The sequence below is a fragment of the Balnearium lithotrophicum genome (assembly GCF_900182585.1).
GTDB classification, from domain to species: domain Bacteria; phylum Aquificota; class Aquificia; order Desulfurobacteriales; family Desulfurobacteriaceae; genus Balnearium; species Balnearium lithotrophicum.
Genome location: NZ_FXTM01000017.1, coordinates 22,055 through 45,316, shown reverse-complemented (window position 1 = coordinate 45,316; position 23,262 = coordinate 22,055). Strand labels below are relative to the sequence as shown.

Here is a 23,262-nt window from a genome sequence, read left to right as displayed (position 1 = left end):
GTGAGTTTGAAAACTTTTCTGAAGTTGAGAATTTTAGCTCTCATACCGGAGAGGATAGGCTTTTTTGTTTCCTATGGCAATTTTCAAACACCCTCATCGATAGTGTAAAAAGTTTGTTAGAATTTACTAAATTATTAAAATCTCTAAGGAGGAAGGATGCAGAAGGTTCTCCTAATCCTAAACAGGGAGCCCTACGATGGAACAGATGTAACCTGGAATGCCCTAAGGCTTGCAGGAAAGCTCCTTGAAAAGGGAGCAATTGTCAGGATTTTCCTCATGAACGATGCAGTTGACCTTGCAAGAAACGAAACGGTAAAACCTGAAAACTACGACCAGGATTTGGTAGTAATGTTAAAGGAACTAATCGAAAGGGGAGTGCCTGTAAAGGTCTGCGGGACGTGTATGGCGAGGTGTGGGATTCACAAGGGAAAACCCTACTTTGAGGGAGCTGAAAAGGCTACAATGAACGACCTTACAGAGTGGGTTTTAGACAGCAACAAGGTTTTAACGTTTTAAAGGGAGCTCTAAAGGAGCTCCCTGTATATATCCTTTCCTATTCTCTCTGCAAGTCCCTTAATGCCATCCTTTAGAACAAACGTGTTTCCGAATCCTAATAGCCTTAGTGCTATAACTACAGCAGTTGCTCTCCTGTCTGTATGACAGAGGACAATTATGGTTCTATCCTTAGGGAGTTTCTCTAAATTTTCCTCCTTAAAGAGCTCGTGCATAGGAATGTAGAGAGTATCCTTTAATCTTGGAGCTATAAATTCCTGTTCAAGAGGTGTTCTGATGTCCAGAATAACAAAAGGTTGCTTCTCCTTAATCATTCTGACGACCTGTTCTGCTTCAACAATACAGGGATTTCTCGTGAGCTTCTGAGGAGTAAACTCTGAAAAGATAGCCTGGATTCTCTTTAAAAGTTCCCTATCAAGCTCCATTTTTTATCTCCTTAAGATAGTTCCTTCATAGTTACCTCATGACACAATCTGCAGTCCATCTTTGTCTTCTGGCTACCCTTAACCTTATGTGGCTTAAAGTTACCAAAGTGGTAATCGTTCAACATCTCAACAACCTTTGCTGCAACCGTTGCTGAAAGCCTTGCACACCTTTCAGAACGCTCCTTGCTGTTGTATAGAATTGGCCTTCCGAAGTAAACAGATGCATTTTTACACCACCTCTGAACTGAAACGTGGCATAAGGGTGAGTGAGAAACACCTTTTGGGAAAGGTTGCTTGCACCAGTTACCCTTACACGGAATGTAGGTGGGTAGAGGAGTAGTTTGGTACCACTCGTAAAGTGTATCAATCATAGCTTTAAAGTCCTTTTGTTTACACGTCAGGTTAAAAATAGCACCTGCAGCATTCAGAGTTCCGCAGAGAGTTCCCCATCCTGCTGCTCCTCCACCTCCATACCAGAACATGAGTGTTGGAATTCCAAGGTAGGGTCCACCTACCTTTCTCTGGAGTTCACCGATTACTGCGTTAAAAACACCGTAGGCACACTCGTGCTCGTAGTAACCATCGTAAGCCCTATCGGCAACCTTTTTTGGGTCAAGTTTAACGTAAGGTAAGGGAAGTTCTATTTTCCCTTGAGAGGCAAAGCTCAAAGCTGAACCTACTGTAAGTCCGGCAGTTACCCCTACTCCTGCCTTTAAAACATCCTTTAAAAACTTTCTCCTTTCCATGGTACCCTCCTTAACCACTTATTGGTGGTGAATTTATTCTATTGTATCATAGGAAGTATGGAAAAGGCAGTGAAACTTTTAAAGGAGTTTGGTCTTAATTCCTACGAGGCAAAGGCTTATATTTCTCTCCTTACCATCTCAAGGGGAACAGCTACCGAAATTTCCGGAAGGTCGGGAGTTCCTCCTCAGAGGATTTACGACTCCCTAAAGGGGCTTGAGGAAAAGGGATTCGTTCACTCAATCAATGAAAAGCCAAAGGTTTACATCCCCGTCCCCGTTAGGGAAGCCCTCCTTGGTAGAATCTACCATTTAAAAACTGAGTTTGAGAAGAGGGAAAAGTTTTTAAGGAAGCTCATTGGAGAGATAGAGGAGCTCCTTCCAAAAGGTGATGAGAGGGAAAGTTTTACCGGAGTGATAAACATAGTAGGAGAGGAAAGTATCGTTTCAAAGGCAGTAAACTTGATATCGGAGGCAAAAGAGTTTCTATGGATAGCCGGAGTTCGTCCACTTTTTAAGTTTGGATGCAGGGGGAACTTGGACAGATACTTAAATCCATCCGTTAAACTAACTGCCGTTGGAATTTTTGACTTTCCATGCAAAAATGAGATAAAGAAGTTGGGGGGAGTCTACATTGAAAGGGAGGTTAAACTTCCCTACCTGTTAATAGCGGACGGAGAAAAAGCAATGATTGTTTACAGCAATTCCTCTGCTCTGTTTACTGAGAACCCTTCGGTTATTGAACCATTTAAGGTCTACTTTGAAAGCCTACTTCGTTGATGGAGCAGGTTGACTGTCGACTGTGTACCAGTTTTCGTGAACGTGGATAACCTTACCATCCTTTGTCTTTACATCGTAGTCTGTATCTGCACTGACCGTATGGGTGTTTTGCTGGTCGCTTCCAAAGACGTAGCCTAAAATTCCACCGGCAACTGCTCCGTAAATGGCAGCATCTTTTGCCTTTGTCTTGTAGTGTTTGTGTGTTGCAGCTCCTACGGCAGCACCTCCTAAAGCTCCAAGCATTGCAGCATCGGTCTTTGAAAGCTGGGTTGAGGTGCACCCTGAAATTAAGAGCCCTGAAACGCTAAGTGCCAAAACTAACCTTTTCATTGTACTTCTCCATAATCCGTTTGTACTCATCGAGAACCTTCCTCCTTATGTGGAGGTAGAGCTCCTTACTCAAGGGATTAACTATCGGGACAAACTCCCCCGTCCTGCTCCTTTTAGAGGGCATCTGTATAAAGTAGCCCTTGTTTGAATATATAACCTTAATATCCCTGATTTCCAAAATGTTGTTAATCTTCACTGTTGCAACTGCTTTCACATTTCCACCTATACCAGAGGTATCAAAGGGATAAATTTTTACATCCGTAACCTCTAAATTCATAACAGGGAGTCTCTCAATCTCCTTACGTGTCATCCTATTGAAACTCCTTCCTCAATGCGTTTGTATATGGAGCTCCCCATCTCCCTCCACCTGTTAAGTCTCCTCTTTGATATAACCTGAAGGGGGATGTAAACGTTCATTTCCTCGTAAACCTTAAGGGCCTCCTCCATTGCAGGTTTTAGTGAGGAGGTTTCATCATCAACAAGCAGAAAGACCTCAAATCCCTCGTCCTCTTCAACAACCTTTACATCAATGTAGCTTATCCTTTTCCTTATATTCACTGAAAACCTTAAGAGGGCTCTCCTCTTCTCCTCGTCTACCGAAAGCTTATCCCACCAGCTTGGTTTCTCTGCTTTCTCCTCTTTTTTCAAATAGACAACAATACCCTCGGTACCCTCAGGAATTGGTGCGGGCTCTAACGGAACGAACACACCGTTTTTAAAGACAACCTTTAAGCTTTTCATTTTCTGTAATTCTCCACATATTGAATACGTAGAAAATTTATTTTGAGGAGGGAGAGATGGCCATATTTAAGGACAGGCTCCACGGGGGAATAGAGGTCTCTAAAAAGATAGAGCTCCCTAAAAACAGCGTAATATTTGCCATTCCAAGGGGAGGAGTTCCTGTAGGTTATGCAATGGCAAAGAAAAAGAAACTACCTTTAGACATTATAGTTGTCAGAAAACTACCTATACCTTGGAATCCAGAGGCAGGTTTTGGGGCTATAACCCTTGATGGGGAGGTTGTTCTAAATCCCGATTTTAAGGATTACCTATCTCCGAAGACGATTAAGGAGATAGCAAGGGAGGTTTACAGGGAGGTTTTAAGGAGAAACGAGGTTTACAGAAGTGGAAAGGGTTATAAAAAACTAAACGGAAAGGTTGCAGTTGTTGTCGACGACGGATTTGCTTCAGGTTATACGGCAATTGCCGCCGTTAAGTTTTTAAGGAAATTGAACCCTGAAAAGGTCTTTGCAGTATCACCGGTGTGTCCCGTTCACACAAAGGAGCTCTTAGAGAGATACTACGACGGTGTCTACTGTCTAATTGAGAGTAGGGAGCTTCCCTTTGCAGTTGCCTCCTTTTACCAGGACTTCCACGATTTAAGCGATGAGGAGGTTTTAGAGTTGATTGAGGAGTTAAAGAGGGAAAACCTCTTTTGGCCGGAGGTGAAATGAGGACTGTTGAACTCTTAAAAGTAGCAAAAAAGGCTTTAGAAAACTCTTACTCTCCCTACTCAAATGTTAGGATTTCTGCAGTTCTATTCGGAGATGACGGAATCTATACGGGAGTGAACGTTGAGAATGCCTCCTACGGATTAACTGTCTGTGCAGAGAGGGTAGCCGTTTTTAAGGCAGTTTCTGAAGGAAAGAAAAACTTTAAAAAGATGTTAATATACTCTCCTGACGTTTTCCCCTATCCATGTGGAGCATGCAGACAGGTTCTATCGGAGTTTTTTCCTGAGGACTTTGAGGTAATAGTTACAGATGGAAGGAGTGAGGAGTCCTTCACGTTGGGAGAGCTCCTTCCCTTCAACTTTAAACTCTAAGGAGGAAGAATGGTTGAAGTTCTCTTGGTTGAGGACGATGAAGTAATCGGAGAAATGGTAAAGGAAAGGCTTGAGGATAACGGGTACTACGTTGACTGGGTTACAGACGGAAAGGAAGCTTACGATAAGTTGAAGGAGAGAAAGTACGACGTTGTTATTTTGGACCTCATGATACCGGGAATTGAAGGAATAGAGCTCTGTAGGAGAATAAGGAAGGAAACGATTAACTTTGATACACCAGTAATAATGTTAACAGCCTTAGGAGATGAGGATACGAAGGTTAAAGGATTAACGACGGGGGCGGACGACTACATAACAAAGCCGTTTAGCATAAAGGAACTCCTTGCAAGAATTGAGGCAGTTTTAAGGAGAACGGGAAAGGGAAAGAAGGACATTTTGGAGTTTGAGGGAATTGTTGAAAATAAGCGTTCAAAGTCTGTAACTGTTGATGGAAAACCGATTCAGCTAACAAAGACGGAGCTCCAGCTCTTAGAGTTCTTTTTGGAGCATCCCGAGGAACTATTTTCGAGGGAGGAGCTCCTTGAGAAAATCTGGGGTGCAGACCACGATGAAACTACAAGAACTGTTGATGTCTACATAAGCCGTTTGAGAAAGAAGTTGGGAGAGAAGGGAAAATATTTAAAAACCCTTCCAAGGCTCGGGTACAAACTAACAAAAGAAGTTTGAGCTAATCCTCATTAAATTGAGGAACTCCTTACTCCAGCGAACTCTCGTACAGGCTTCGGGATTTCCAATACTGCTTGGTTAAAACATTAATAGAGTTAAACGGCGATTTAGCCGTAGGTGTATCTCTCCTTATACGTTCCAGTAAGTAAACTATTCAGCCACAATTTCTTTAGCATCAATGTTTCCTAAAATAACTACGCTACTTCCCAATTTTACCCTTCCTCCAGCCTTAATGCCTCCCTTACCAGGTCCACTTCCAACAATAACTCTATTCCTAATTTCTACGTCCTGTAGAGAGGAAATTTTCCCGTAGATAAATGTCCCCTCATCTACCACAACATTCTTTGCAGAAACGTTACCCAATATTTTGCTATTTTTTCCTATTTTAAGATTACCACCAACCTCCACACTTCCTTGAATCAGCAGTCCATCGGAAAGTTCCAAGTCTCCATTACTCTTCAAACCACCAGATACGGGAACTTCAGTTTCTGGAATTTTAGGGAGCTCCTCGTCCCTTATGGTATGAACAATAGGAGCCAATATTTTTCCTGTTTTAACATTCTTTTCAAGTTTTACGTACTTTTCTGCGGTTATACTTCCTGTTATTCTGGAATTGTTCTCTACAATAACAGAATCCTTTGATACTACATCTCCTGTTATAGAAGTGGATTCCCCTATAACTAATTTCCCGTAGGAAACTAAGATTCCTCCTTTTTCGTGAGTAAATTTTGTTTCCTGAAACTTCTCTTCCTCTACCGGGTTCTTAATTTGAAGTGTTTCTTGAATTTCCCTGCTATCTTCTGTTTCCAAGTTTTTTAATTCTATTTCATCATATTTTTCATTTTCTTCAGAATTCTCAATACTTTCATCTTCCATTTGATGACTTACCGTTTCATCCTCAATGTGAGTTTTTTCCCTGAGTTTTTTAATTAGATATCTAATAATTATTAGAAAGACAATTAAAAAGACTAATAAAACAGCAATAACTTCAAAATTCATCCTCCCCTCCTTTTTGGTATTCAGATTTGTTATTTTATGAATGTGAAGAGTACCGTTACTTTTCTCCTCTTTATTTTGACTTTCTCTATTAATTGCTTTTAAATTACCGAGATAATCAACCTTTTTAATCAGAGTAGTGTAATTTGTACTTTGATAACTGTTTTCTTTTTTTAAAGAGGTTTCTTTACTATTACTAACTTTATCAAAACTTTCAGACGTAATATTATCTATTGTCTGAATGAGCTTTTTCTTCTTTTCTAGGTTCTTCTTTTCCAGGTTCGAAGCTAAAACTGTTCTTCGAGGTTCGTAATTAATTAAGCTTATATATCCCTTTCCTTCAAGATTGTGTTTTAGAACAAATTTCTTTGCTTCCTCATAACTTTTGAAGTTTCCAATTCTTACTTTGTACCAGTCATTTACCTTATCTATACGTACAGGTAAGTTCTTCTTCTTTAACGACTCAAAAACCCTTACAGCTTCATCCTTTGATTTAGTAGCTATAATTTGCAAAACGTACGTTTTCATTTCTAACCTATCTTAACTCCAATAATGACTTCATAGGTAGAATTCTAACCCAACTTAGCTACAATATGTTGAAACGAAATTTTTATAAGTTAAATTAACTCTAACATGAAACAGACCTTAAAGAGAATTAAAGAGCTCCTATTTTTAGTTACACGGGACAACTTTAAGTACTTTAACAGGGTAAAAGATCCAGATGTAGTCCTATCAAAGCTCTTTAAGGAACTTCTTCCTTACCTTGATAGAAAGAGGAAATCTTGGCTAAACAGGGTTTTAAAGGTTTTAGAAAACTATAAAGGACTGCCTGAAAAGAGGAAAAAGGAGCTATTAAAGGAGCTCCACACAGTCTTTACACTAAAGTTCCTCCCCGAAGAGATTGAAAGGGCAAGGGAAAGGGAAATTCCAAGGGAGAGAATAATATCCAAGAGGGAAAAAATAGAGAGGAAAAAAACCTATCCTATTGAGGCATTCTTTCAGGAAGTAGAAAAAGTAAAGGGAATTGACAAAAGGAGGTTAAACAGGCTTAAGAAGTTAGGAATTGAAAGGATAATAGACGGAATTTACTACCTTCCCTTCAGGTACGAGGACAGGACAACAGTGACTCCGATGGCATATCTAAAGCCAAACGGTGAGTTCTTAGTAAAGGGAAAGGTTGTAAACGTCTCAGAGCTCCAAACCTCCAAAAAGAAGAAGAGAATTCTAAAGGTAGTTCTATACGACAGAACCGGCTCTGTAACACTCCTCTTTCTTCAGGAGAGGGTCTTAAACTACTACAAGAGCCTGTTTAAAAAGGTAAAGGAGTTAGGGAGGGAAGTCCTTGCCTTTGGAACGGTTAAGAGAAAAACCTCTGGATTCGAAATTGTCCATCCGGAGGTTGAGATTCTTGACCCTCATAAGGGAAAGCTTGAAAAGTTGGGAACGATTCTCCCCGTATACCACTGTGCAGAGGGAATAAAGCAGACAACAGTTAGAAAGGACATTCACTTTCTGATAAAGAAGGTCCTTCCCTACTTTCCCGAGTACCTCCCTAAGGAGATTCTCAAAAAGTACAACTTTCCAGAAGCCCACGAGGCATTCTGGAGGGTTCACTTTCCCCAAGATGAAGACGTTGAGGAGCTCCAAAATTTTAAGTCTCCCTCGCAGAAAAGAGTAATTTTTGATGAGCTTTTCCTGTTCCAGCTTGCAATAGGTCTCTACAAACAGAAAGTAAAGAAGGAAAAGGGTATCTCTTTTCCAATAGATGAGGGACTGATAGAGGAGTTTAAAAAGGTTCTTCCGTTTAAGTTAACGGGAGCCCAAGAGAAGGTTTTAAGGGAAATTGTTAACGATATGAAAAGCCCTGAGCCGATGAACAGGCTCGTCCAGGGAGATGTTGGAAGTGGAAAGACCGTTGTTTCTGCAGCTGCAGCCTTTTTTGCTGCAAGGAGTGGCTATCAAACTGCTGTTATGGCCCCAACGGAAATTTTAGCAAATCAGCACTTTAAAAAGTTCAAGGAGTTTCTAAACCCCTACGGGATAAGGGTTGGTCTTCTAACTGGAAGCCTTTCAAAGAAGCAGAAAGAAACAATGTACAAGGCAATAAAGGAAGGTTATTTTCAGGTTGTTGTTGGAACTCATGCCCTCATTCAAGAGGGTGTTGAATTTAAGAACTTAGGACTTGTAGTTATAGACGAACAGCACAGGTTTGGCGTTAAACAGAGGGCAGAGCTTAAGAAAAAGGGAAGGATGCCCGACGTTTTGGTTATGACGGCAACACCGATTCCGAGAACCCTTGCAATGACTGCCTACGGGGACCTTGATGTTTCTGTAATAGACGAGCTTCCGGCGGGAAGGAAGCCGATAGAGACGAAAATTGTCTTTGAGGATGAGAGGAGAAGTTTGGTTGAGTTCTTAAGGAAGGAGCTTTCAAAGGGAAACAGGGTTTACATAGTCTATCCACTCATTGAGGAATCGGAGAAGTTGGAACTAAAGGCTGCAACTGAGATGTTTCACTACTGGAACGAGAAGCTAAAGCCCTATCCTGTGGGACTTCTCCACGGCAGGATGAAGCAGGAGGAGAAGGACAGCGTAATGGAGAAGTTCAAGAGGGGTGAGTTTTCCGTCTTGGTTTCAACAACTGTAATTGAAGTTGGAGTTGACGTTCCAGAAGCTACAGTTATGGTAATCGAACATGCCGAGAGGTTTGGACTTGCTCAACTCCACCAGCTTAGAGGAAGGGTAGGAAGAGGAGATAGGAAATCCTACTGTTTTTTAGTAACCTCGAGGGGAATTGGTGAAGATTCGGTAAAGAGACTAAAGGTTTTAGAGTCAACAAATGACGGATTTAAGATTGCAGAGGCGGACTTTCTCTTTAGGGGGCCAGGTGAAATCTTTGGAACAAGGCAGTCTGGGCTTGGAGACTTCAAAGTAGCAGACCTCAGGAGGGACTACGAAGTCCTAAAGTTGGCAAGGAAAGCAGCTGAGGAGTTAGTATCGAAAAATCCCGAGCTTGAGGGACTCGATAACCTAAGGAAACTGTTGAGTTTAAGGTTCGGTAAAAAGTTTGACCTTGTAGGGGTTGGTTAGTAGGTCCTCTCAACTATAAAGTCGGCAACCTCACAGAGAGCTCCCCTGTACTCTGATTCGGGGAACTGTTTTAGGAGCTCCTTTGCCCTCTCAACGTATTCCCTTGCAAGCTGAAACGTTTTCCTGTCTCCCCCCTTACTCAGAACAATCTTCCTTACTCTGTCTATCTCCTCTCTGCTCGGTTCTACTTCAGAGAAAACCTTTCTAATAAACTCCCTTTCCTTATCTGACAGCTCGCTCCAAACGGAAAGGAGGGGATACGTAACTTTCCCCTCTCTAATATCGTTTCCTGCAGGTTTCCCTATCCTCTCTGAATGGGAAACGTAATCGAATGCATCGTCAACCAACTGAAAGGCATAACCTATAAATTCACCAAACTTCCTTAGAGATTCCCTCTTCTCGTCTGAGGGATTTCCCAAGAGAGCTCCGCACTCACAACAGGTGGAAAGCAGAGAAGCCGTTTTCCTGTATATAACATCAAAGTAGTAGTCTTCGTCAACATCAGTATTTCCAACATTTTCAAGCTGAAGGAGCTCTCCCTCAGACATGTCCTGAACGGTCTTTGCAGCTACCTTTAAAACTTCCTCTCCCCCGTAAACTGCCAGTACGTAAATTGCCTTTGCAAACATGTAGTCACCGACCAAAACGGCAACATCGTTTCCAAAAACGTCGTTTGCAGAAGGCTTTCCCCTCCTAAGCTTTGCTCCATCAACTATATCATCGTGAAGGAGGGTTGCAGTGTGCATGTACTCCATGACGGTTGCAACGGGAATTAACCTCTCAAGGGGAGCTCCAACCAACTTTCCAGAGAGAATCGTAAGTCCCGGCCTTATCCTCTTTCCACCGCTGTCTAAAATGTACCCACCAGCCTTTAAAACGAGGGAAACCTTTGTTGAAAGGAGCTCCCTTGAAAACTCCTCACTCTTAAAGAGCTCTTCCTTTATAACTTCAAAGGGTTTAAAAATCTTCATCCCTGCTATTTTAACCTACTTTAAGGGTATGTTTCTACTTCCCGGTTTGACCAAGGGTTCCTTTCCCTCTTTACACAGCGGACACTCGTCAGGTTGATATACAGGAACCTCCAACCTCCAAAGGGTTTCGAATGGGACTCCAAAATCCACCTTTCCACCGCTCCTGTCAACTAAGCTTCCAACTGCAACAACCTCTCCACCGTGGGATTTAACGACTTCAATAGTCTCCCTCGTTGACTTTCCCGTTGTAACAACGTCCTCAACAACAACAGCCCTCTCTCCCGGTTTTATCTCAAATCCCCTTCTCAGCGTCAACTCTCCATCTACCCTCTCTGCAAAAATTCCTCTCACCTTTAGGTGCCTTGCAGTTTCGTAGGAAACAATAATTCCACCTATGGCAGGAGCTATTACGAAATCGTAGTCAACTCCCAATTCCTTTATCCTCTCGGCAAGCTCCCTACATAGAACTTCTGAGTACTCCGGATACTGAAGAACCTTTGCACACTGAAGGTAGTAAGGACTGTGAAGGCCACTTGACAGCAAGAAGTGTCCTGTCAGAAAGGCATCTGCCTTGAGGAATATTTCCTTTATCTCCTCCTCTGTAAGCATATCTCCTCCGGCAATTCTTAAATTTCTGTTTAGTCAAAATTTATCCTAAAAAGGAGAGTTTGGAATGGAATTAGGGGAAATTATTCTGAAGAACTCCGAGGAGATAAAGGAAGAGGTCACATCCTGGAGAAGGCACATCCACATGTACCCGGAGCTCTCAGGAAGGGAGTTTAACACGGCAGAGTTTGTCTCAAACAAGCTTAGAGAGTTCGGGGTCGATGAGGTAATTGAAAACTTTGCAGACTCCACTGCAGTTGTTGGATTAATAAGGGGAAAGAAGGAGGGAAGAACCGTTGCACTTAGGGCGGATATGGATGCCCTACCAACGGAGGAAAAAACGGGAAAGCCTTATTCCTCTAAAATCAAGGGGATTATGCACTCCTGCGGTCACGATGCCCACACTGCAGTTCTCTTGGGGGCTGCAAAGCTCCTGTGTAATCTGAGAGAGCACATAAGGGGAAATGTAAAACTAATCTTCCAGCCCTGTGAGGAGAGGCACGACTGTAAGGGAGCAAAGTGGTTGGTCGAAAACGGGGTTTTGGAAAATCCAAAAGTTTCAGCCATATTTGGCCTACACGTCTATCCGGAGCTCCCAACGGGATTTGTAGGGACAAGGCCTGGGCCTCTCCTTGCCTCCTCTGACGTTTTCAGAGTAAAGATAAAGGGAAGGAGCTCCCATGCTTCCCGCCCCCACTTGGGAATAGACCCTGTAGTTGTTGCATCACAGACGATAACTTCACTCCACCACATCGTCAGCAGGTACGTTGACCCTTTAGAACCGGCAGTTTTAACGGTAGGTAGGATTAAGGGGGGATTTGCAGAGAACGTTATCCCCGACGAGGTTTCCTTTGAGGGAACGGTAAGAGCCCTCTCAAACGAGGTTAGAGAAAACTTCCCAAAACTCATAGAGAGAGTCCTTTCGGGAGTAACATCTGCCTACGGTGGAGATTACGAGTTTAGGTTTGAGGAGGGAACACCTCCCCTAATAAACGACCAGGAGACAACGAAGTTTGCCCTTTTAAAGATGGCAGAACTCTTGGGAAGTGAAAGGGTCGTAGTCCTTGAAAAGCCGTCAATGGGTGGGGAGGACTTTTCCGTTTACCTCCAGCACGTTCCCGGAACGTTCATAAGGCTTGGAACGGGAAACGAAGAGAAGGGAACGAACTATCCACTCCACAACTCAAGGTTTGACATCGATGAGGATGCTCTCCCTGTAGGTGTTGCCGTCGAAACTTACTTGGCAGTTAAGTGGTTGGAGGAAGGAAAATAATTCAATTTTATTGAAAATTTTTCTCAATAATATAGAATTAATAGTGCCGCGGGGGTGGAGCGGAGCTCCTGAGACCTGCGATGCAGGAACCCCTGGAACCTGATCCGGGTAATGCCGGCGTAGGGAGCGGCAAAGGTTCCCCTTTCCCTCCTTACAGCCTCCCTCGTGGTAAAAAATACAATTTCAGGAGGCAGAAGTGGAAAACTTAAGTGAGGTAACCATTTCTCAGGCAATCATCTCTTCTTTTATGGAAAAGCTCCAAAATCACTTGGAAAATGACGTTTCAATTGTTGGAGGAGGTCCTTCGGGACTCGTTGCTGCCTACTATTTAGCAAAGGAAGGTTACAGGGTAGCCCTCTTTGAGAGAAAGCTCTCAATCGGTGGTGGAATGTGGGCAGGAGCGATGTTTTTCAACGAAATTGTTGTTCAGGAGATGGGAAGGGAAATTCTTGATGAGTTTGGCGTTAACTACAGGGAGTTTAAACCCGGTTACTACGTTGCTGATGCCGTTGAGGCCGTAACAACGATTGCATCAAAGGCAGTAAAGGCTGGAGCAACTGTATTTAACGGTGTAACTGCCGAGGACGTTGTTCTGAAAAGGGTAAACAGCCAGTACAGGGTATGTGGCCTTGTGATAAACTGGAGTACCGTTGATATGGCACACCTGATGGTTGACCCTTTAGTTGTAACCTCAAAGTACGTTATCGATGCAACGGGACACGATGCGACGGTTGTTTCAACCCTCCAGAGAAAGGCTGGGATAAGGTTGGATACAGAAACCGGTTGTGTAGTTGGAGAGAAACCCCTGTGGGCGTCTGTTGGGGAGGAGGATACAGTTAAAAACTCCCGTGAGGTCTTCCCAGGAATATTTGTCAGCGGAATGGCAGCAAATGCAACGTGCGGTTCCCATAGGATGGGTCCCGTTTTCGGAGGAATGTTGATGTCAGGCAAAAAGGTTGCCTCTCAAATATCAGAGAGGCTTAAACAGAATGAGGAGGAGTAATGGCAACGTTAGTTGAACTTGCTAAAAAGGGAATTGTTACAAGGGAGATAGAGTTTTGTGCAGACTATGAGAAGAGGCCTGTTGAATACATAGTAAACGGACTTATAGAGGGAACAATAGTAATTCCTGCAAACATCTACCACAGGGAGAGAAGCGATTTCACACCGAGAGCAATAGGTAAAGGACTTAAGACAAAGGTAAATGCAAATATTGGAACATCCGGAGATATTGAGAACATAGAACTTGAAATCGAAAAGCTCAGAGTTGCAGTGAAGTACGGTGCAGATGCTGTCATGGACCTATCTACTGGAAAGTTCATAGACGAAACGAGAAAAAAGATTGTTGAAAATTCACCTGTCATGGTTGGAACAGTTCCAATATACCAGGCTGCAAGGGAGGCAGCAGAGAAGTACGGGTTTATAGGAAAGATGACCGTTGACGACCTCTTTGACGTTATTGAGAGGCACTGTAAGGATGGAGTTGATTTTATAACGGTCCACTGCGGCGTTACACAGAGCTCCTTGGAGAGGTTGAGGAGAGAAGGAAGAATAATGAACATCGTTTCAAGGGGTGGAGCTCTTATGGCCGAGTGGATGGTCTACAACGATGCTGAGAACCCACTCTATGAACACTACGATAGGCTGTTGGAGATAGCCAAGAAGTACGACGTTACCCTGTCCTTGGGTGATGGAATGAGACCTGGATGTATAGCAGATGCAACGGACAGGTGTCAGATAGAGGAGCTCATAACGTTGGGAGAGTTGGTTGATAGGGCAAGGGAAGCGGACGTTCAGGCAATGGTTGAGGGTCCGGGTCACGTTCCCTTAGACCAGGTGGAGGCAAACATACTCCTTCAAAAAAAACTGTGCCACGGAGCTCCCTTCTACGTTTTGGGACCGATAGTAACCGACGTTGCACCGGGTTACGACCACATAACAGGTGCAATTGGAGGGGCTATTGCAGCAAGGGCAGGAGCCGATTTTCTGTGCTATCTAACTCCGGCAGAACACTTAGCCCTTCCAGATGTTGAGGATGTTAAACAGGGAGTTATAGCTGCGAGAATTGCGGGGCATGCTGCAGACATTGTCAAGGGAGTCCCGGGAGCCCTTGAGTGGGATATTGAAATGGCAAAGGCAAGGGAAAACTTGGACTGGGAAAAACAGTTTGAACTCGCAATAGACCCTGAAACTGCAAGAAGGTACAGGGAGGAGAGGGCTCCTCAGGAGGATGAAAAGACCTGTACAATGTGCGGAAAGCTCTGTTCGATAAAGAGGGTAGAAGAGTATCTTAAGAGGAAGTAGGGAGCTCCCTACTTCTTCCTCTCTTAAAATTAACTTCTTCGGTTTTATAATTACACCTGTAGTCAATTTTAAGCTTAAAAAAGGTGGAAAATGAAGAGATTAGGGATTCTCCTGTTAACATCAATTTTCATCGGCTCCTGTGTAAACTTTCCAAAACCAAGGGTAAATCCGAAGGAAGTAAAAAAAGAAAGTAATTCTGAAAAAACCTCTCAGAGGAAAAAGGTAAGGGAGGTAAAAGAGAAGGGGGCTAAACCCGTAAGGATAAAATTAGACTACACCTACTACTACGCCCTTTACTTAAATTTTACATCGAAGGGAGACAACTTAAACGCCTACAAGGCAATAAAGAAGGCCTACGAACTGAGTAAAAGAACGGACTTAGGAATAGAAACTGCAAGGCTTGCAGCCTCCCTACACAAGTTTGATGAAGCAAAGGAGATTCTACAGAGTATTCTAAAAAAGGAACCGAAAAATGTTGATGCCCTTAAACTCCTTGCAGGAACCTGCGTGGTTGAGAGGGACTTTAGGTGTGCAGAGGAGCTCTACAGGAAGGTTTTAAACGAGAAAAAGGATAGGGATACGTACGTATTCCTCTCAAACCTATTTATAAATGAGAAAAAGTACGACGAAGCCTTAAAGTTTTTAAAGGAGGCAGAAAAACGGTTTAGGAATGACTATCTAATAGACTACTTCTTGGGTCAGGTTTTCTACTTGAAGGGAGAAATTAAAAAAGCTGAGAAGTACTTGGAGAAGTCAATTTCAGAAAACACGGATTTTGAGAGTTCATACATCCTCCTTGGAAAGGTCTATCAAAAAACAAAAAACTACAAAAAAGCAGAGGAGTTTTTAAAGAAGGTTCTAAAGGACTCTCCGGACAACGTTTATGCTCTGAGAGAGCTCCTAACGGTCTACATATCTGAGGGAAAGACAGACGAAGCTGTTAAACTGATAAACAAGTTGGTCTCCCTCCACCCTTACAACCTTAAGCTTCTATCGTGGGTTGCTGCAAACCTGTTTCAGATGAAGGAGTACAAAAAGGTAATTCCGATAATTGAGAGGATTTCTAAGCTCAATCCGGACAATCCTAACGTTTACTTTATGTTGGGACTTGCTTACGAAATGTCGGGAGACCTCCAAAAAGCAGAAAAGGCCTACGAGACTTCGCTAAAGTACTACCGTAAAAATCCAACAGTTCTTGAAAGACTGGCACTGGTCAAGTACAAGCTTAAAAAATTGGGTGAGGCGGAGGAGGTTTACGAGGAGCTCTGGGAGCTTACTGGAAATCCCGACTACCTCATAAAGGCAGCTATTTTAAAGGATAAGTTGGGAGATACTGAAGGGGCATTTGAGCTACTTTCAGATTTTAAAAAGGACTTGGAAAACAATCCGGACTTTCTCTTCTACTATTCATTTTTTGCAGACAAGTTGGGAAAGGACGAGGAAGCTGAAGAAGGTCTAAAAAAACTTTTAAAATTGAAGCCATCTCCAGACATTTACAACTATTTGGCCTACTTCTATGCCCTAAGGAATAAGAACTTAAAAGAAGCTCTAAGGTTGGTTGATAGAGCTCTCAAGTCAAAACCTAACAGTCCTGCCTACATAGATACAAAGGGCTGGATACTCTACAAAATGGGGAACTACAAACAGGCCTGCTCCCTCTTGAAAAGGGCACTTTCAATGAAGCCAAACGACGCAGTTATCATGTACCACTACGGAAGCTGTCTCTTAAAAGCTGGAAGTAAAAAGGAAGCGAGGAAGTATTTGGAGGAAGCTCTTAAAATTGTAAGGGAAAATCCAGATGTCGAATCTGAAGAGCCGGGAATCTTAGAAAAGATTGAGGGAGCTCTAAAGGAAATAAAAACTAACGAATCGGGGAGGAAAAAGTGAACTGGCAGATGCTTCTCTGGGGATTGATAGCCTTCTTAGTAATTTCACTTCCAACAATTACTGGACTGATGAGGATACTGTCAGCCCTTAAATTTTTGGAAAAGACAAAGACCGACAGCTACAACCCGTTAAATGCTATAAAGCCGGGGGGATTTGCCTACGCACTGACGTTCAGCTTCAAGATAACGTTTCTAACGGCGGTTATCCTTGACTACGTTGAGTACGTAAAGCAGGTTTACTACATAATCTCCCTATACATTTTCTTTTTGATGGTTGACTTTATCGTCCAAAACTCCGGAAAGGAACTGTTTACACTATCTATGAACATAAAGAGTGCATTTGTAGGTGCATCACTTCCCGTATTTACAATATTCGTCCTCAATTTCCTCATTCAGAGAAAGTTTAAAAGGATACTTCCCTCAGAAATGGAAAACTACAGGAGAGGAAAAAGCTCCCCTGCACTTAAAACCTTTGACCAAAGGGGATAGTTATGGAATTTAAAACGTTAGAGTTTGACTTAAGCAACGAAAGGGTAATCTTTAAACCATTCGAAAAGGAAGGAATTTACGGAGTAATAGACTACGGAATATACCTCCATAAGAACGTCCTCAAAAGCTACAAATTCCCTCCCTACGATAAAAAGAATGCAGTTGTGGTTGGGATTGGTCCCTTTGCCGGTTCGGTTTTACCGGGCTCTCACAGACTAACATTTTTCTTCCGCTCTCCACTCTACGGAACCCTCTACCCCTCAACGATGGGAGGTGCAGCTTACACGTTTTTAAGAACGGGCATTGATATCATCTCGATTACAGGAAGGTCTGAGAAACCTGCCATTTTGGTCATAAACGGAAGTCCATCAAACGTTTCGGTATCGATAGAGTTTGTTGAGGAGGAACTCCTTTACAAAATTTGGAAAAACTACAAGGAAAAGGAAGGAGTTTACGCCTTCAGCCACTATCTATTGGACAGATTTTCTGACTTGTTTGATGGGAAGAAATTTAGAATGGCATGTGTAGGGCCTGCTGCATACACGACAAACTACGCCTCAATATTCTCTCAGGACGTCAGGGATGGAAAGTTCGTTGAAGGAGCTGAGGATTGGGCAGCGAGGGGAGGAGGTGGTTCAGTCCTTGCAAGGGCTCACAACGTTGTAGGAATTGTCTTTGGTGGAAACTGGGAAGGAAAGAGGTTTAAGGCCTTAGACCTTTCGAACTACGACTTTGTCAAAAAGCTCTTTTCTGAGGTCTACGATAAACCCCTCTTCAAGGTAATTGCCGAAAAGACGGAGAAGTACAGGTACAATCCAAAACTCAAAACCGGAGGAACCTTTGGAGGGGATTACCTATCAGAGAAGGATAAGACTCCCGTTCTCAACTGGCAGATTGCCTACATGGACAGGGGAGACAGAGAGAAGCTCTACAGGGTAATTGAGGAGTTTTACGTTAAAGTCTTTAACTCTGAGAGCATTGAAACTAAGAAGTGGACAACGTGTGGAGAGCCGTGCCCTGCAGTCTGTAAAAAGGTTAGGGAGGGTTACAAAACAGACTACGAGCCCTACAACGCCAACGGTCCACTGTCCGGAAGTTTTTGGTTGAAGGCAAGCGACAGAGCAGTTAAAAAGGTTGACTCTTTGGGCTTTGATGCTATTGAGTTTGGAGGGGTTGCAGCCTGGATATTTGAAGTTGTCCACAGGGGAATGTTAAAACCTGAAGAGGTCGGAATATCGGATAAGCCCGATTTTGATGTTAGTTCAATTTTAAACGACCCTGTAAGGACGAGTGAAAAGAATGCAGACCTTCTCTGTCAGCTTGCAGAAAAGGTTGCCTATGCCGATGGTGATATACCGAAACTAATTGGACTTGGAAAGAGGAGGGCGTCAGAAATTCTTGATGAAAAGTTTAAAGATAGACTACCAGAAGGAAAGAGCTTTAAGGACTTTGCCGTTTTCGTCCCCCTTGGAAAGAAAGGAGAAGTTAACCCTACAATGTACTGGGCCATGGGAAACTTTATTCCGCTTCCCGTTCAGGGAAAGTACTGGACATACTACAAGTTTGGAGTCTTTCCGGAGCCTGAGGAACTTGCAGAGAAGATTGTTGAGAGCTCAGTAGGGGAGTACTGGTACGACAACGTAGGGTGGTGCAGGTTCCACAGGAGGTGGATGAGGAGCTTGGCAAGTGTTGAGTGTGAGCTTTCTGAAGGAAAGAGCTGCAACGTTCCCGTCAAGTGGACAAAATCTGTTGTTGAACTCCTCTTCCTGAGGGCTTACGGTGAGAAGCTCAATGCAGAGGAGCACGGAAAGAAAGTTTTGGCCGAACTTGTCGATTACGCACTGAAGGTGGACTGCTATCCCGTGTTTCCTGACAGTGAAAGGGTAGTTGACCTTATTGTTTCTGCAAGTAAGGAATTTAAAGGAAACAAGTGGCTGGAGAAGTTTAGCGAAAATAAAATAAAGTTTGTCCGTGAGTACATATCAAGGACACTTGAGGAGTACAGCAGAATTTTGGATGTAAACTGGAACATTTAGGAGGTGGAAGATGAAGATAACATATTCAACAGAGATAAAAGGGAAGAAAGCAGATGCTCTTATAACAGGAGTCTATGAGGGTTTACAGGATGTAGAGGAAAAGGAGAAAATCAAATCCTTAGGCTTTTCAGGTAAAAAGGGAGAGATTGCTGTCCTGCCTGGAGAGGGATTTAAGGCAGTTGTATACGTAGGACTTGGGAAAAAAGGAGAGATTTCCGAAGATGTTGTTAGGCTTGCCTCTGCCAAGGGAATCCAAGAGGCAAAGAGGAGAGAGTTTAAAAGGGTTGTCTGTGAACTTTTAGGAGTTGAAAAACTGAAGGAAAGGTCTGCGAAGGCAGTTGCAGAGGGATTGATTTTAGGAAGTTACGAATTTAAAAAGTACAAATCTGAAGAGAAAGATAAAAAGGAAGTGGAAAAAGTTTACGTAGCAGGTGTTAAGGAATATAAAAAGCAGTTTGAGTTGGGAAGAGTTCTTGCAGAGGCTGCAAACTTTACAAGGGACCTGGTAAACGAGCCCGGTAACGTTATCACTCCAGATGTCTTGGCAAGAAAAGCGAAGGAGCTCTCAGAGGAGTACGGCTTTGAGTGTAAGGTCTTTGATGAGAAGAAGCTTGAAAAGAACAAAATGGTCGGAATACTAACCGTTGGAAAGGGAAGCAAGAATCCACCAAGGTTTATCCACATAACTTACAAACCTAAAAAAGCAGAGAAGAGGGTTGTCTTAGTAGGAAAAGGAGTAACGTTTGACAGTGGAGGGCTGAACATAAAGCCTGAACAGTACATGAAGACGATGAAGTCCGACAAGGCCGGAGCCTGTGCAGTACTTGGAATAATGAGGGCAGTTGGAGAGTTAAAACCGAACGTTGAAGTCCATGCACTCATTCCAACCGTTGAAAACATGCCAGACGGTAACGCCTACAGGCCGGATGACATAATTGTATTTAGAAACGGAAAGAGCGTAGAGGTTCACTCAACGGATGCAGAGGGAAGGTTAATCCTCGCAGATGCTCTCATCTACGGTTCGGAGCTCTCTCCAGATGTAATGATAGACATGGCCACCCTTACAGGAGCGTGTGTTGTTGCCTTAGGTCACTACACTTCAGGTCTCTTCTCCAACAGCGAAAAATTGGCCAAGGAGCTCCTTTCCCTGTCTGAGGAGACAGGAGAAAAGATGTGGAGAATGCCATTGGACGAGGATTTGAAGGAAGACATAAAAGGAAAGTACTCCGATTTACAGAACGTCGGAAAGAGCCGATACGGTGGGGCAATAACTGCAGCACTGTTTCTACAGAACTTTGTTGATTCAAAGAGCGTTAAATCGTGGGCTCACATAGACATAGCAGGACCTGCCTTCCTTGATTCACCTTGGAAGTACTATACCAGTGGAGCTACAGGTCAGCCGGTTAGAACAATTACGGAGCTCCTAATAAAAGAATAGATGGAAAACTTAAAGAGACTATTCTTCTTTTCTATCGTTGCAGGCCTCTCAACGGGGCTTGCCGTCTCATTCTACGTTCTCCTGTCAAAGGGATTTGCCTACGCCTTTTATCTTGGAAATCCAACAGAGACAATACCGAAGCTGCCCTTCTGGTACGTTGCATTTATAACGACGTCATCAATCCTCATTGTGAATCTGATAATACTCAACAACGAAAAGGCAAGGGAGTACGGAGTAAGGGAAATTGCAAGAGCTCTCGATGAAAACAGAATAACGTTTTCACTTGGCGACCTTGCACACAAAATTGTTGCCTCTGCACTGTCAATTGGAAGCGGATTTGCAGTTGGAAACGAAGGTCCCTCTGCTGCAATAGGAGCAATGATTGCCTACAGGTTTCACAAGTTTTTTAATCTACCGAAAAACCTCTTAAAGGTTTCAATAGGAATAGGAGCAAGCAGCGGAATTGCAGCTGTCTTTGTTTCTCCGATAACGGGAATTCTCTTTGCAGTTGAAAATGTTGCCTACCAGTTGATAAGGGATTTTGTAGGGTTTATGATAATTGGAAGTTTCTCTGCCTTCTTAGTTGCCCTCTTAATCTTAAAACCTTTAATCTTTGAGTTCTCAATAGGGAAATCGATTCAGTTTGACTACATATTTTCAATTTTTCTCTTCATTCCTGTTGTAACCTTAGGAATATATATGTATTTATTACTAAGGGACAAACTCCTCTTTTACTTAAATGGCATTGCTCAGAGGAAATTCTCCCCATTTATGAGAATAACAGTAATATCCATTTTAGGTGGAATCTCCATTGCTTTCCTTTTAAAAATATCACCCTTTGCCGGTTTTTCTGGACATGAGGTAGTTGAAGAACTCATAAACGGTAAGTTCAAAATTCCTCTAACTACAATATTTTTGCTGACACTCCTTAGAATAGTTTCAAATGCAATCTCCCTCTACTCAAATGCAGTAGGAGGACTCTTCATCACTCTTATGAGTATAGGAGCTCTCGTAGGATACGGATTTGGAGAAAGTATGAAGTACTTTGGATTTAACGTTGAGCCCTTCTACTTTGCAGCAATAGGCGCCTCTGTCTTTGTTGGAGTTGTGATGAAAATCCCATTTACAGCTGTTGTTTTGGCTCTTGAAACGACGTACGACTACAACGTAGTTGTTCCTGTAGGAATAGTTGTTTCAATAGCAGGTTTTCTAACAAACTTAACGTTTAACCTGAGAAAAGGTTATTTAAAAGGGGCGGGGAGGCCCCAGAAGGAAACTAAAAACTAAACTCAGCTTTAACCATTCCTGCAAATATATTATCGTTGTCACTGTTTCCATGTGGATTAACTACGTACTGAATGTCAGGTGTTATGTGGAAGTTCTCCGAGACTTCTATCCTGTAGTACCCTTCAAGGTGGTACTCCGTATCATCATTCTTTAATTTATCATTTGTTATTAAAGCTGCAACTCCCACTCCTAACGTATCCTTTGGCCTTGATGGTATTAACCCATCTATGCTTGCTCCTACCGAGTAAAACTGCTCTACTTCGTAAACATCATCGTTTGCCCAAGCTGCTCTTGCAAATAACCCCACGTTATTTGCTACCTTTTGGTCTATTGAAATACCTACTCCCCAACCATCTCCTGTTGACGGTTTCCTGTTTGGATTATCAGTAGGCTCGTTTATTTTTATATGGTCTGCACTATCGTTCCAGTAGTAAATCCTGTAGTTCCCAGGAAGTCCTCCTATCTCAGGAGAATACTTGAGCTGAACGGCATAGAATGGTTTATCAAATACATCACTGTAAATATCCTTATCCTTAACCACCCACTCCTTTCCGTTCCAGCTTACAGAGCTCTGGTCGTTGCTCTGAACAACTGCTGCCAATTCAATCCTATCAAAGGGGGAGAAGGTTAAGCCTGCCATTGGGGCAAAAATGTCCTCTCCATCTAAAATAGGGTTATTAACAAAGGGCTTTCCTACAAATTGGGAAACCTCATCGTTTGCATACTCGTTGTCGTCTATGAGTATAAAGGGCTCTGTTTTTCCAATAAATACGTTTAGCTTTCCGTTTAGAAGTTCCTGAGCGTAGTAAGCTTCAAGTAGGTCAAATCTGTCATTGTCAGGGTTGTCATCTGCTAATGTGTTGAGATTTGCATAGAGAACATCAGAGACTCCATTTCCATCTGCTCCCGTTCCCTGTCCTCCGTGGAGTCTCATGTAGAACTCTCCAGTATCTGTGGGTTTGAAGGAAATTTCCAAGTCTGCGGTATAACCTGTTCCTGACGGATCCTTGTACTTCTGACCGTCTATTTTGTCAACTGTAGCTCCTTGATAGTAGAGTGTTGCTCCTCCGTGAATCTCCAAGGAGCCTAATTTTTCCTTGATTTCCTTTACCTCTTTAGCTACTTCCTCCTCTTTTTTGTTCTTTTCCTTTAACTGCTTCTCCAACATTTGAATTTTCTGTTTTAGGAGCTGGAGCTCCCTCAAAACCTCCTCGTCCGTTTGGGCAAAGGAGTTTGTTGTTGAGAGAGTAAAAAGAGTAGCTAAAATGAGTCCCTTTCTCATCTTCCCTCCTACAGAAGTTTTTCTTGGAGCAGTCTATACAAGGGTTTTTTAGGCGTTTCCAGATTAAGTAAACAGAAAAGAGAAGTACTCCTGTAATGATTAAAATTCCTAAAATGTTCAAAACTTCCTCCTGAATTTTGTTAACCTTAAACTTAGCATATACAAACTTTTTTATCAATACCTATCGCTTTATCATATCTATTTAGTAAAAAATTAGAAATTGTTCATAAAAAGCTTGACAAAAATCATAACAAACTATTAGAATTTTCGACAAGAATCAGAATTTAAATGTGGGAGGTGA

General features: G+C 42.7%; 23 protein-coding genes and 1 riboswitch. Of the genes, 14 read left to right on the top strand and 9 right to left on the bottom strand.

The annotated features are described in order from the left end of the window. Positions 1-156: 156 nt before the first annotated feature. Positions 157-516 (top strand): DsrE/DsrF/TusD sulfur relay family protein, encoded by a 360-nt coding sequence (locus FN732_RS07025; RefSeq protein WP_142935859.1) that lies wholly within the window; start codon positions 157-159, stop codon positions 514-516. An 8-nt stretch (positions 517-524) separates the two neighbouring features. On the opposite strand, the gene FN732_RS07020 is transcribed toward FN732_RS07025, so the two are convergent. Together FN732_RS07020 and FN732_RS07015 are read right to left on the bottom strand one after the other, a co-directional pair. Beyond that, positions 525-938: a rhodanese-like domain-containing protein gene (locus tag FN732_RS07020; protein WP_142935858.1), complete on the bottom strand. Its 414-nt coding sequence runs from the start codon at positions 936-938 to the stop codon at positions 525-527. An 11-nt stretch (positions 939-949) separates the two neighbouring features. Further along, positions 950-1,684: a C-GCAxxG-C-C family protein gene (locus FN732_RS07015; RefSeq protein WP_142935857.1), complete on the bottom strand. Its 735-nt coding sequence runs from the start codon at positions 1,682-1,684 to the stop codon at positions 950-952. Positions 1,685-1,741: 57 nt separating this feature from the next. Between FN732_RS07015 and FN732_RS07010 the strand changes: the two genes are divergently transcribed. Then, a complete protein-coding gene (locus FN732_RS07010; RefSeq protein ID WP_142935856.1) occupies positions 1,742-2,461 on the top strand; it encodes a TrmB family transcriptional regulator in 720 nt (239 codons plus the stop codon). Here FN732_RS07010 and FN732_RS07005 read toward each other — a convergent pair. The 3 genes from FN732_RS07005 to FN732_RS06995 are packed head-to-tail and all read right to left on the bottom strand — an operon-like array spanning position 2,450 to position 3,532. After that, a complete protein-coding gene (locus FN732_RS07005) occupies positions 2,450-2,791 on the bottom strand; it encodes a glycine zipper domain-containing protein (RefSeq protein ID WP_142935855.1) in 342 nt (113 codons plus the stop codon). The genes FN732_RS07010 and FN732_RS07005 overlap by 12 nt on opposite strands. Continuing rightward, positions 2,766-3,101, bottom strand: a complete 336-nt coding sequence (locus tag FN732_RS07000) for a SpoVG family protein (protein WP_142935854.1) — start codon at positions 3,099-3,101, stop codon at positions 2,766-2,768. Before FN732_RS07000 ends, FN732_RS07005 begins: the two co-directional genes overlap by 26 nt. Further along, the gene (locus FN732_RS06995; protein WP_142935853.1) at positions 3,098-3,532 is read right to left on the bottom strand and encodes a hypothetical protein; all 435 of its coding nucleotides are present in this window, start codon (positions 3,530-3,532) and stop codon (positions 3,098-3,100) included. The genes FN732_RS07000 and FN732_RS06995 overlap by 4 nt, the downstream gene beginning before the upstream one ends. Before the next feature lie 56 nt (positions 3,533-3,588). On the opposite strand from FN732_RS06995, the gene FN732_RS06990 reads away from it, so the two are divergent. Genes FN732_RS06990 through FN732_RS06980 form a run of 3 tightly spaced genes read left to right on the top strand, consistent with a single transcriptional unit; the run spans position 3,589 to position 5,303 of the window. After that, positions 3,589-4,245: a phosphoribosyltransferase gene (locus FN732_RS06990; RefSeq protein WP_142935852.1), complete on the top strand. Its 657-nt coding sequence runs from the start codon at positions 3,589-3,591 to the stop codon at positions 4,243-4,245. Further along, positions 4,242-4,616: a cytidine deaminase gene (cdd, locus tag FN732_RS06985; protein WP_142935851.1), complete on the top strand. Its 375-nt coding sequence runs from the start codon at positions 4,242-4,244 to the stop codon at positions 4,614-4,616. The genes FN732_RS06990 and cdd overlap by 4 nt, the downstream gene beginning before the upstream one ends. Before the next feature lie 9 nt (positions 4,617-4,625). Next, a complete protein-coding gene (locus FN732_RS06980) occupies positions 4,626-5,303 on the top strand; it encodes a response regulator transcription factor (RefSeq protein WP_142935850.1) in 678 nt (225 codons plus the stop codon). A gap of 150 nt (positions 5,304-5,453) precedes the next feature. Here FN732_RS06980 and FN732_RS06975 read toward each other — a convergent pair whose 3' ends face one another. Next, on the bottom strand, positions 5,454-6,827 hold the full coding sequence (locus tag FN732_RS06975; RefSeq protein ID WP_142935849.1) for an SPOR domain-containing protein: 1,374 nt from the start codon (positions 6,825-6,827) through the stop codon (positions 5,454-5,456). Positions 6,828-6,932: 105 nt separating this feature from the next. Here FN732_RS06975 and recG point away from each other — a divergent pair, with 105 nt between their 5' ends. Next, positions 6,933-9,389 carry an ATP-dependent DNA helicase RecG gene (gene recG / locus FN732_RS06970; RefSeq protein ID WP_142935848.1) on the top strand — a complete coding sequence of 819 codons (2,457 nt, stop codon included), beginning with the start codon at positions 6,933-6,935 and terminating at the stop codon, positions 9,387-9,389. Here recG and FN732_RS06965 read toward each other — a convergent pair. Next, positions 9,386-10,360: a polyprenyl synthetase family protein gene (locus FN732_RS06965; protein ID WP_142935847.1), complete on the bottom strand. Its 975-nt coding sequence runs from the start codon at positions 10,358-10,360 to the stop codon at positions 9,386-9,388. The genes recG and FN732_RS06965 overlap by 4 nt on opposite strands. Before the next feature lie 15 nt (positions 10,361-10,375). Beyond that, positions 10,376-10,969, bottom strand: coding sequence for an orotate phosphoribosyltransferase (gene pyrE / locus FN732_RS06960; protein ID WP_142935846.1), 594 nt, complete (start codon positions 10,967-10,969; stop codon positions 10,376-10,378). 64 nt (positions 10,970-11,033) lie between these two features. Here pyrE and FN732_RS06955 point away from each other — a divergent pair, with 64 nt between their 5' ends. The 8 genes from FN732_RS06955 to FN732_RS06920 all read left to right on the top strand — a co-directional run bounded on the left by FN732_RS06955 (position 11,034) and on the right by FN732_RS06920 (position 21,679). Then, positions 11,034-12,239: a M20 metallopeptidase family protein gene (locus tag FN732_RS06955; RefSeq protein WP_142935845.1), complete on the top strand. Its 1,206-nt coding sequence runs from the start codon at positions 11,034-11,036 to the stop codon at positions 12,237-12,239. Between the two features lie 40 nt (positions 12,240-12,279). Continuing rightward, positions 12,280-12,382: riboswitch (TPP riboswitch) on the top strand. A gap of 53 nt (positions 12,383-12,435) precedes the next feature. Further along, entirely contained in the window at positions 12,436-13,242 is an 807-nt protein-coding gene (locus tag FN732_RS06950) for a sulfide-dependent adenosine diphosphate thiazole synthase (protein WP_142935844.1), read from the top strand. Beyond that, positions 13,242-14,543, top strand: a complete 1,302-nt coding sequence (thiC, locus tag FN732_RS06945; protein ID WP_142935843.1) for a phosphomethylpyrimidine synthase ThiC — start codon at positions 13,242-13,244, stop codon at positions 14,541-14,543. Before FN732_RS06950 ends, thiC begins: the two co-directional genes overlap by 1 nt. A gap of 90 nt (positions 14,544-14,633) precedes the next feature. Continuing rightward, entirely contained in the window at positions 14,634-16,430 is a 1,797-nt protein-coding gene (locus FN732_RS06940) for a tetratricopeptide repeat protein (protein WP_142935842.1), read from the top strand. Beyond that, positions 16,427-16,918 carry a hypothetical protein gene (locus FN732_RS06935; protein WP_142935841.1) on the top strand — a complete coding sequence of 164 codons (492 nt, stop codon included), beginning with the start codon at positions 16,427-16,429 and terminating at the stop codon, positions 16,916-16,918. Before FN732_RS06940 ends, FN732_RS06935 begins: the two co-directional genes overlap by 4 nt. Before the next feature lie 2 nt (positions 16,919-16,920). Beyond that, on the top strand, positions 16,921-18,954 hold the full coding sequence (locus tag FN732_RS06930) for an aldehyde ferredoxin oxidoreductase N-terminal domain-containing protein (RefSeq protein WP_142935840.1): 2,034 nt from the start codon (positions 16,921-16,923) through the stop codon (positions 18,952-18,954). Positions 18,955-18,964: 10 nt separating this feature from the next. Then, positions 18,965-20,392: a leucyl aminopeptidase gene (locus FN732_RS06925; RefSeq protein WP_142935839.1), complete on the top strand. Its 1,428-nt coding sequence runs from the start codon at positions 18,965-18,967 to the stop codon at positions 20,390-20,392. Next, positions 20,393-21,679: a chloride channel protein gene (locus FN732_RS06920; protein WP_142935838.1), complete on the top strand. Its 1,287-nt coding sequence runs from the start codon at positions 20,393-20,395 to the stop codon at positions 21,677-21,679. On the opposite strand, the gene FN732_RS06915 is transcribed toward FN732_RS06920, so the two are convergent. Next, on the bottom strand, positions 21,669-22,961 hold the full coding sequence (locus tag FN732_RS06915) for a carbohydrate porin (protein ID WP_142935837.1): 1,293 nt from the start codon (positions 22,959-22,961) through the stop codon (positions 21,669-21,671). The genes FN732_RS06920 and FN732_RS06915 overlap by 11 nt on opposite strands. Positions 22,962-23,262: the final 301 nt, after the last annotated feature.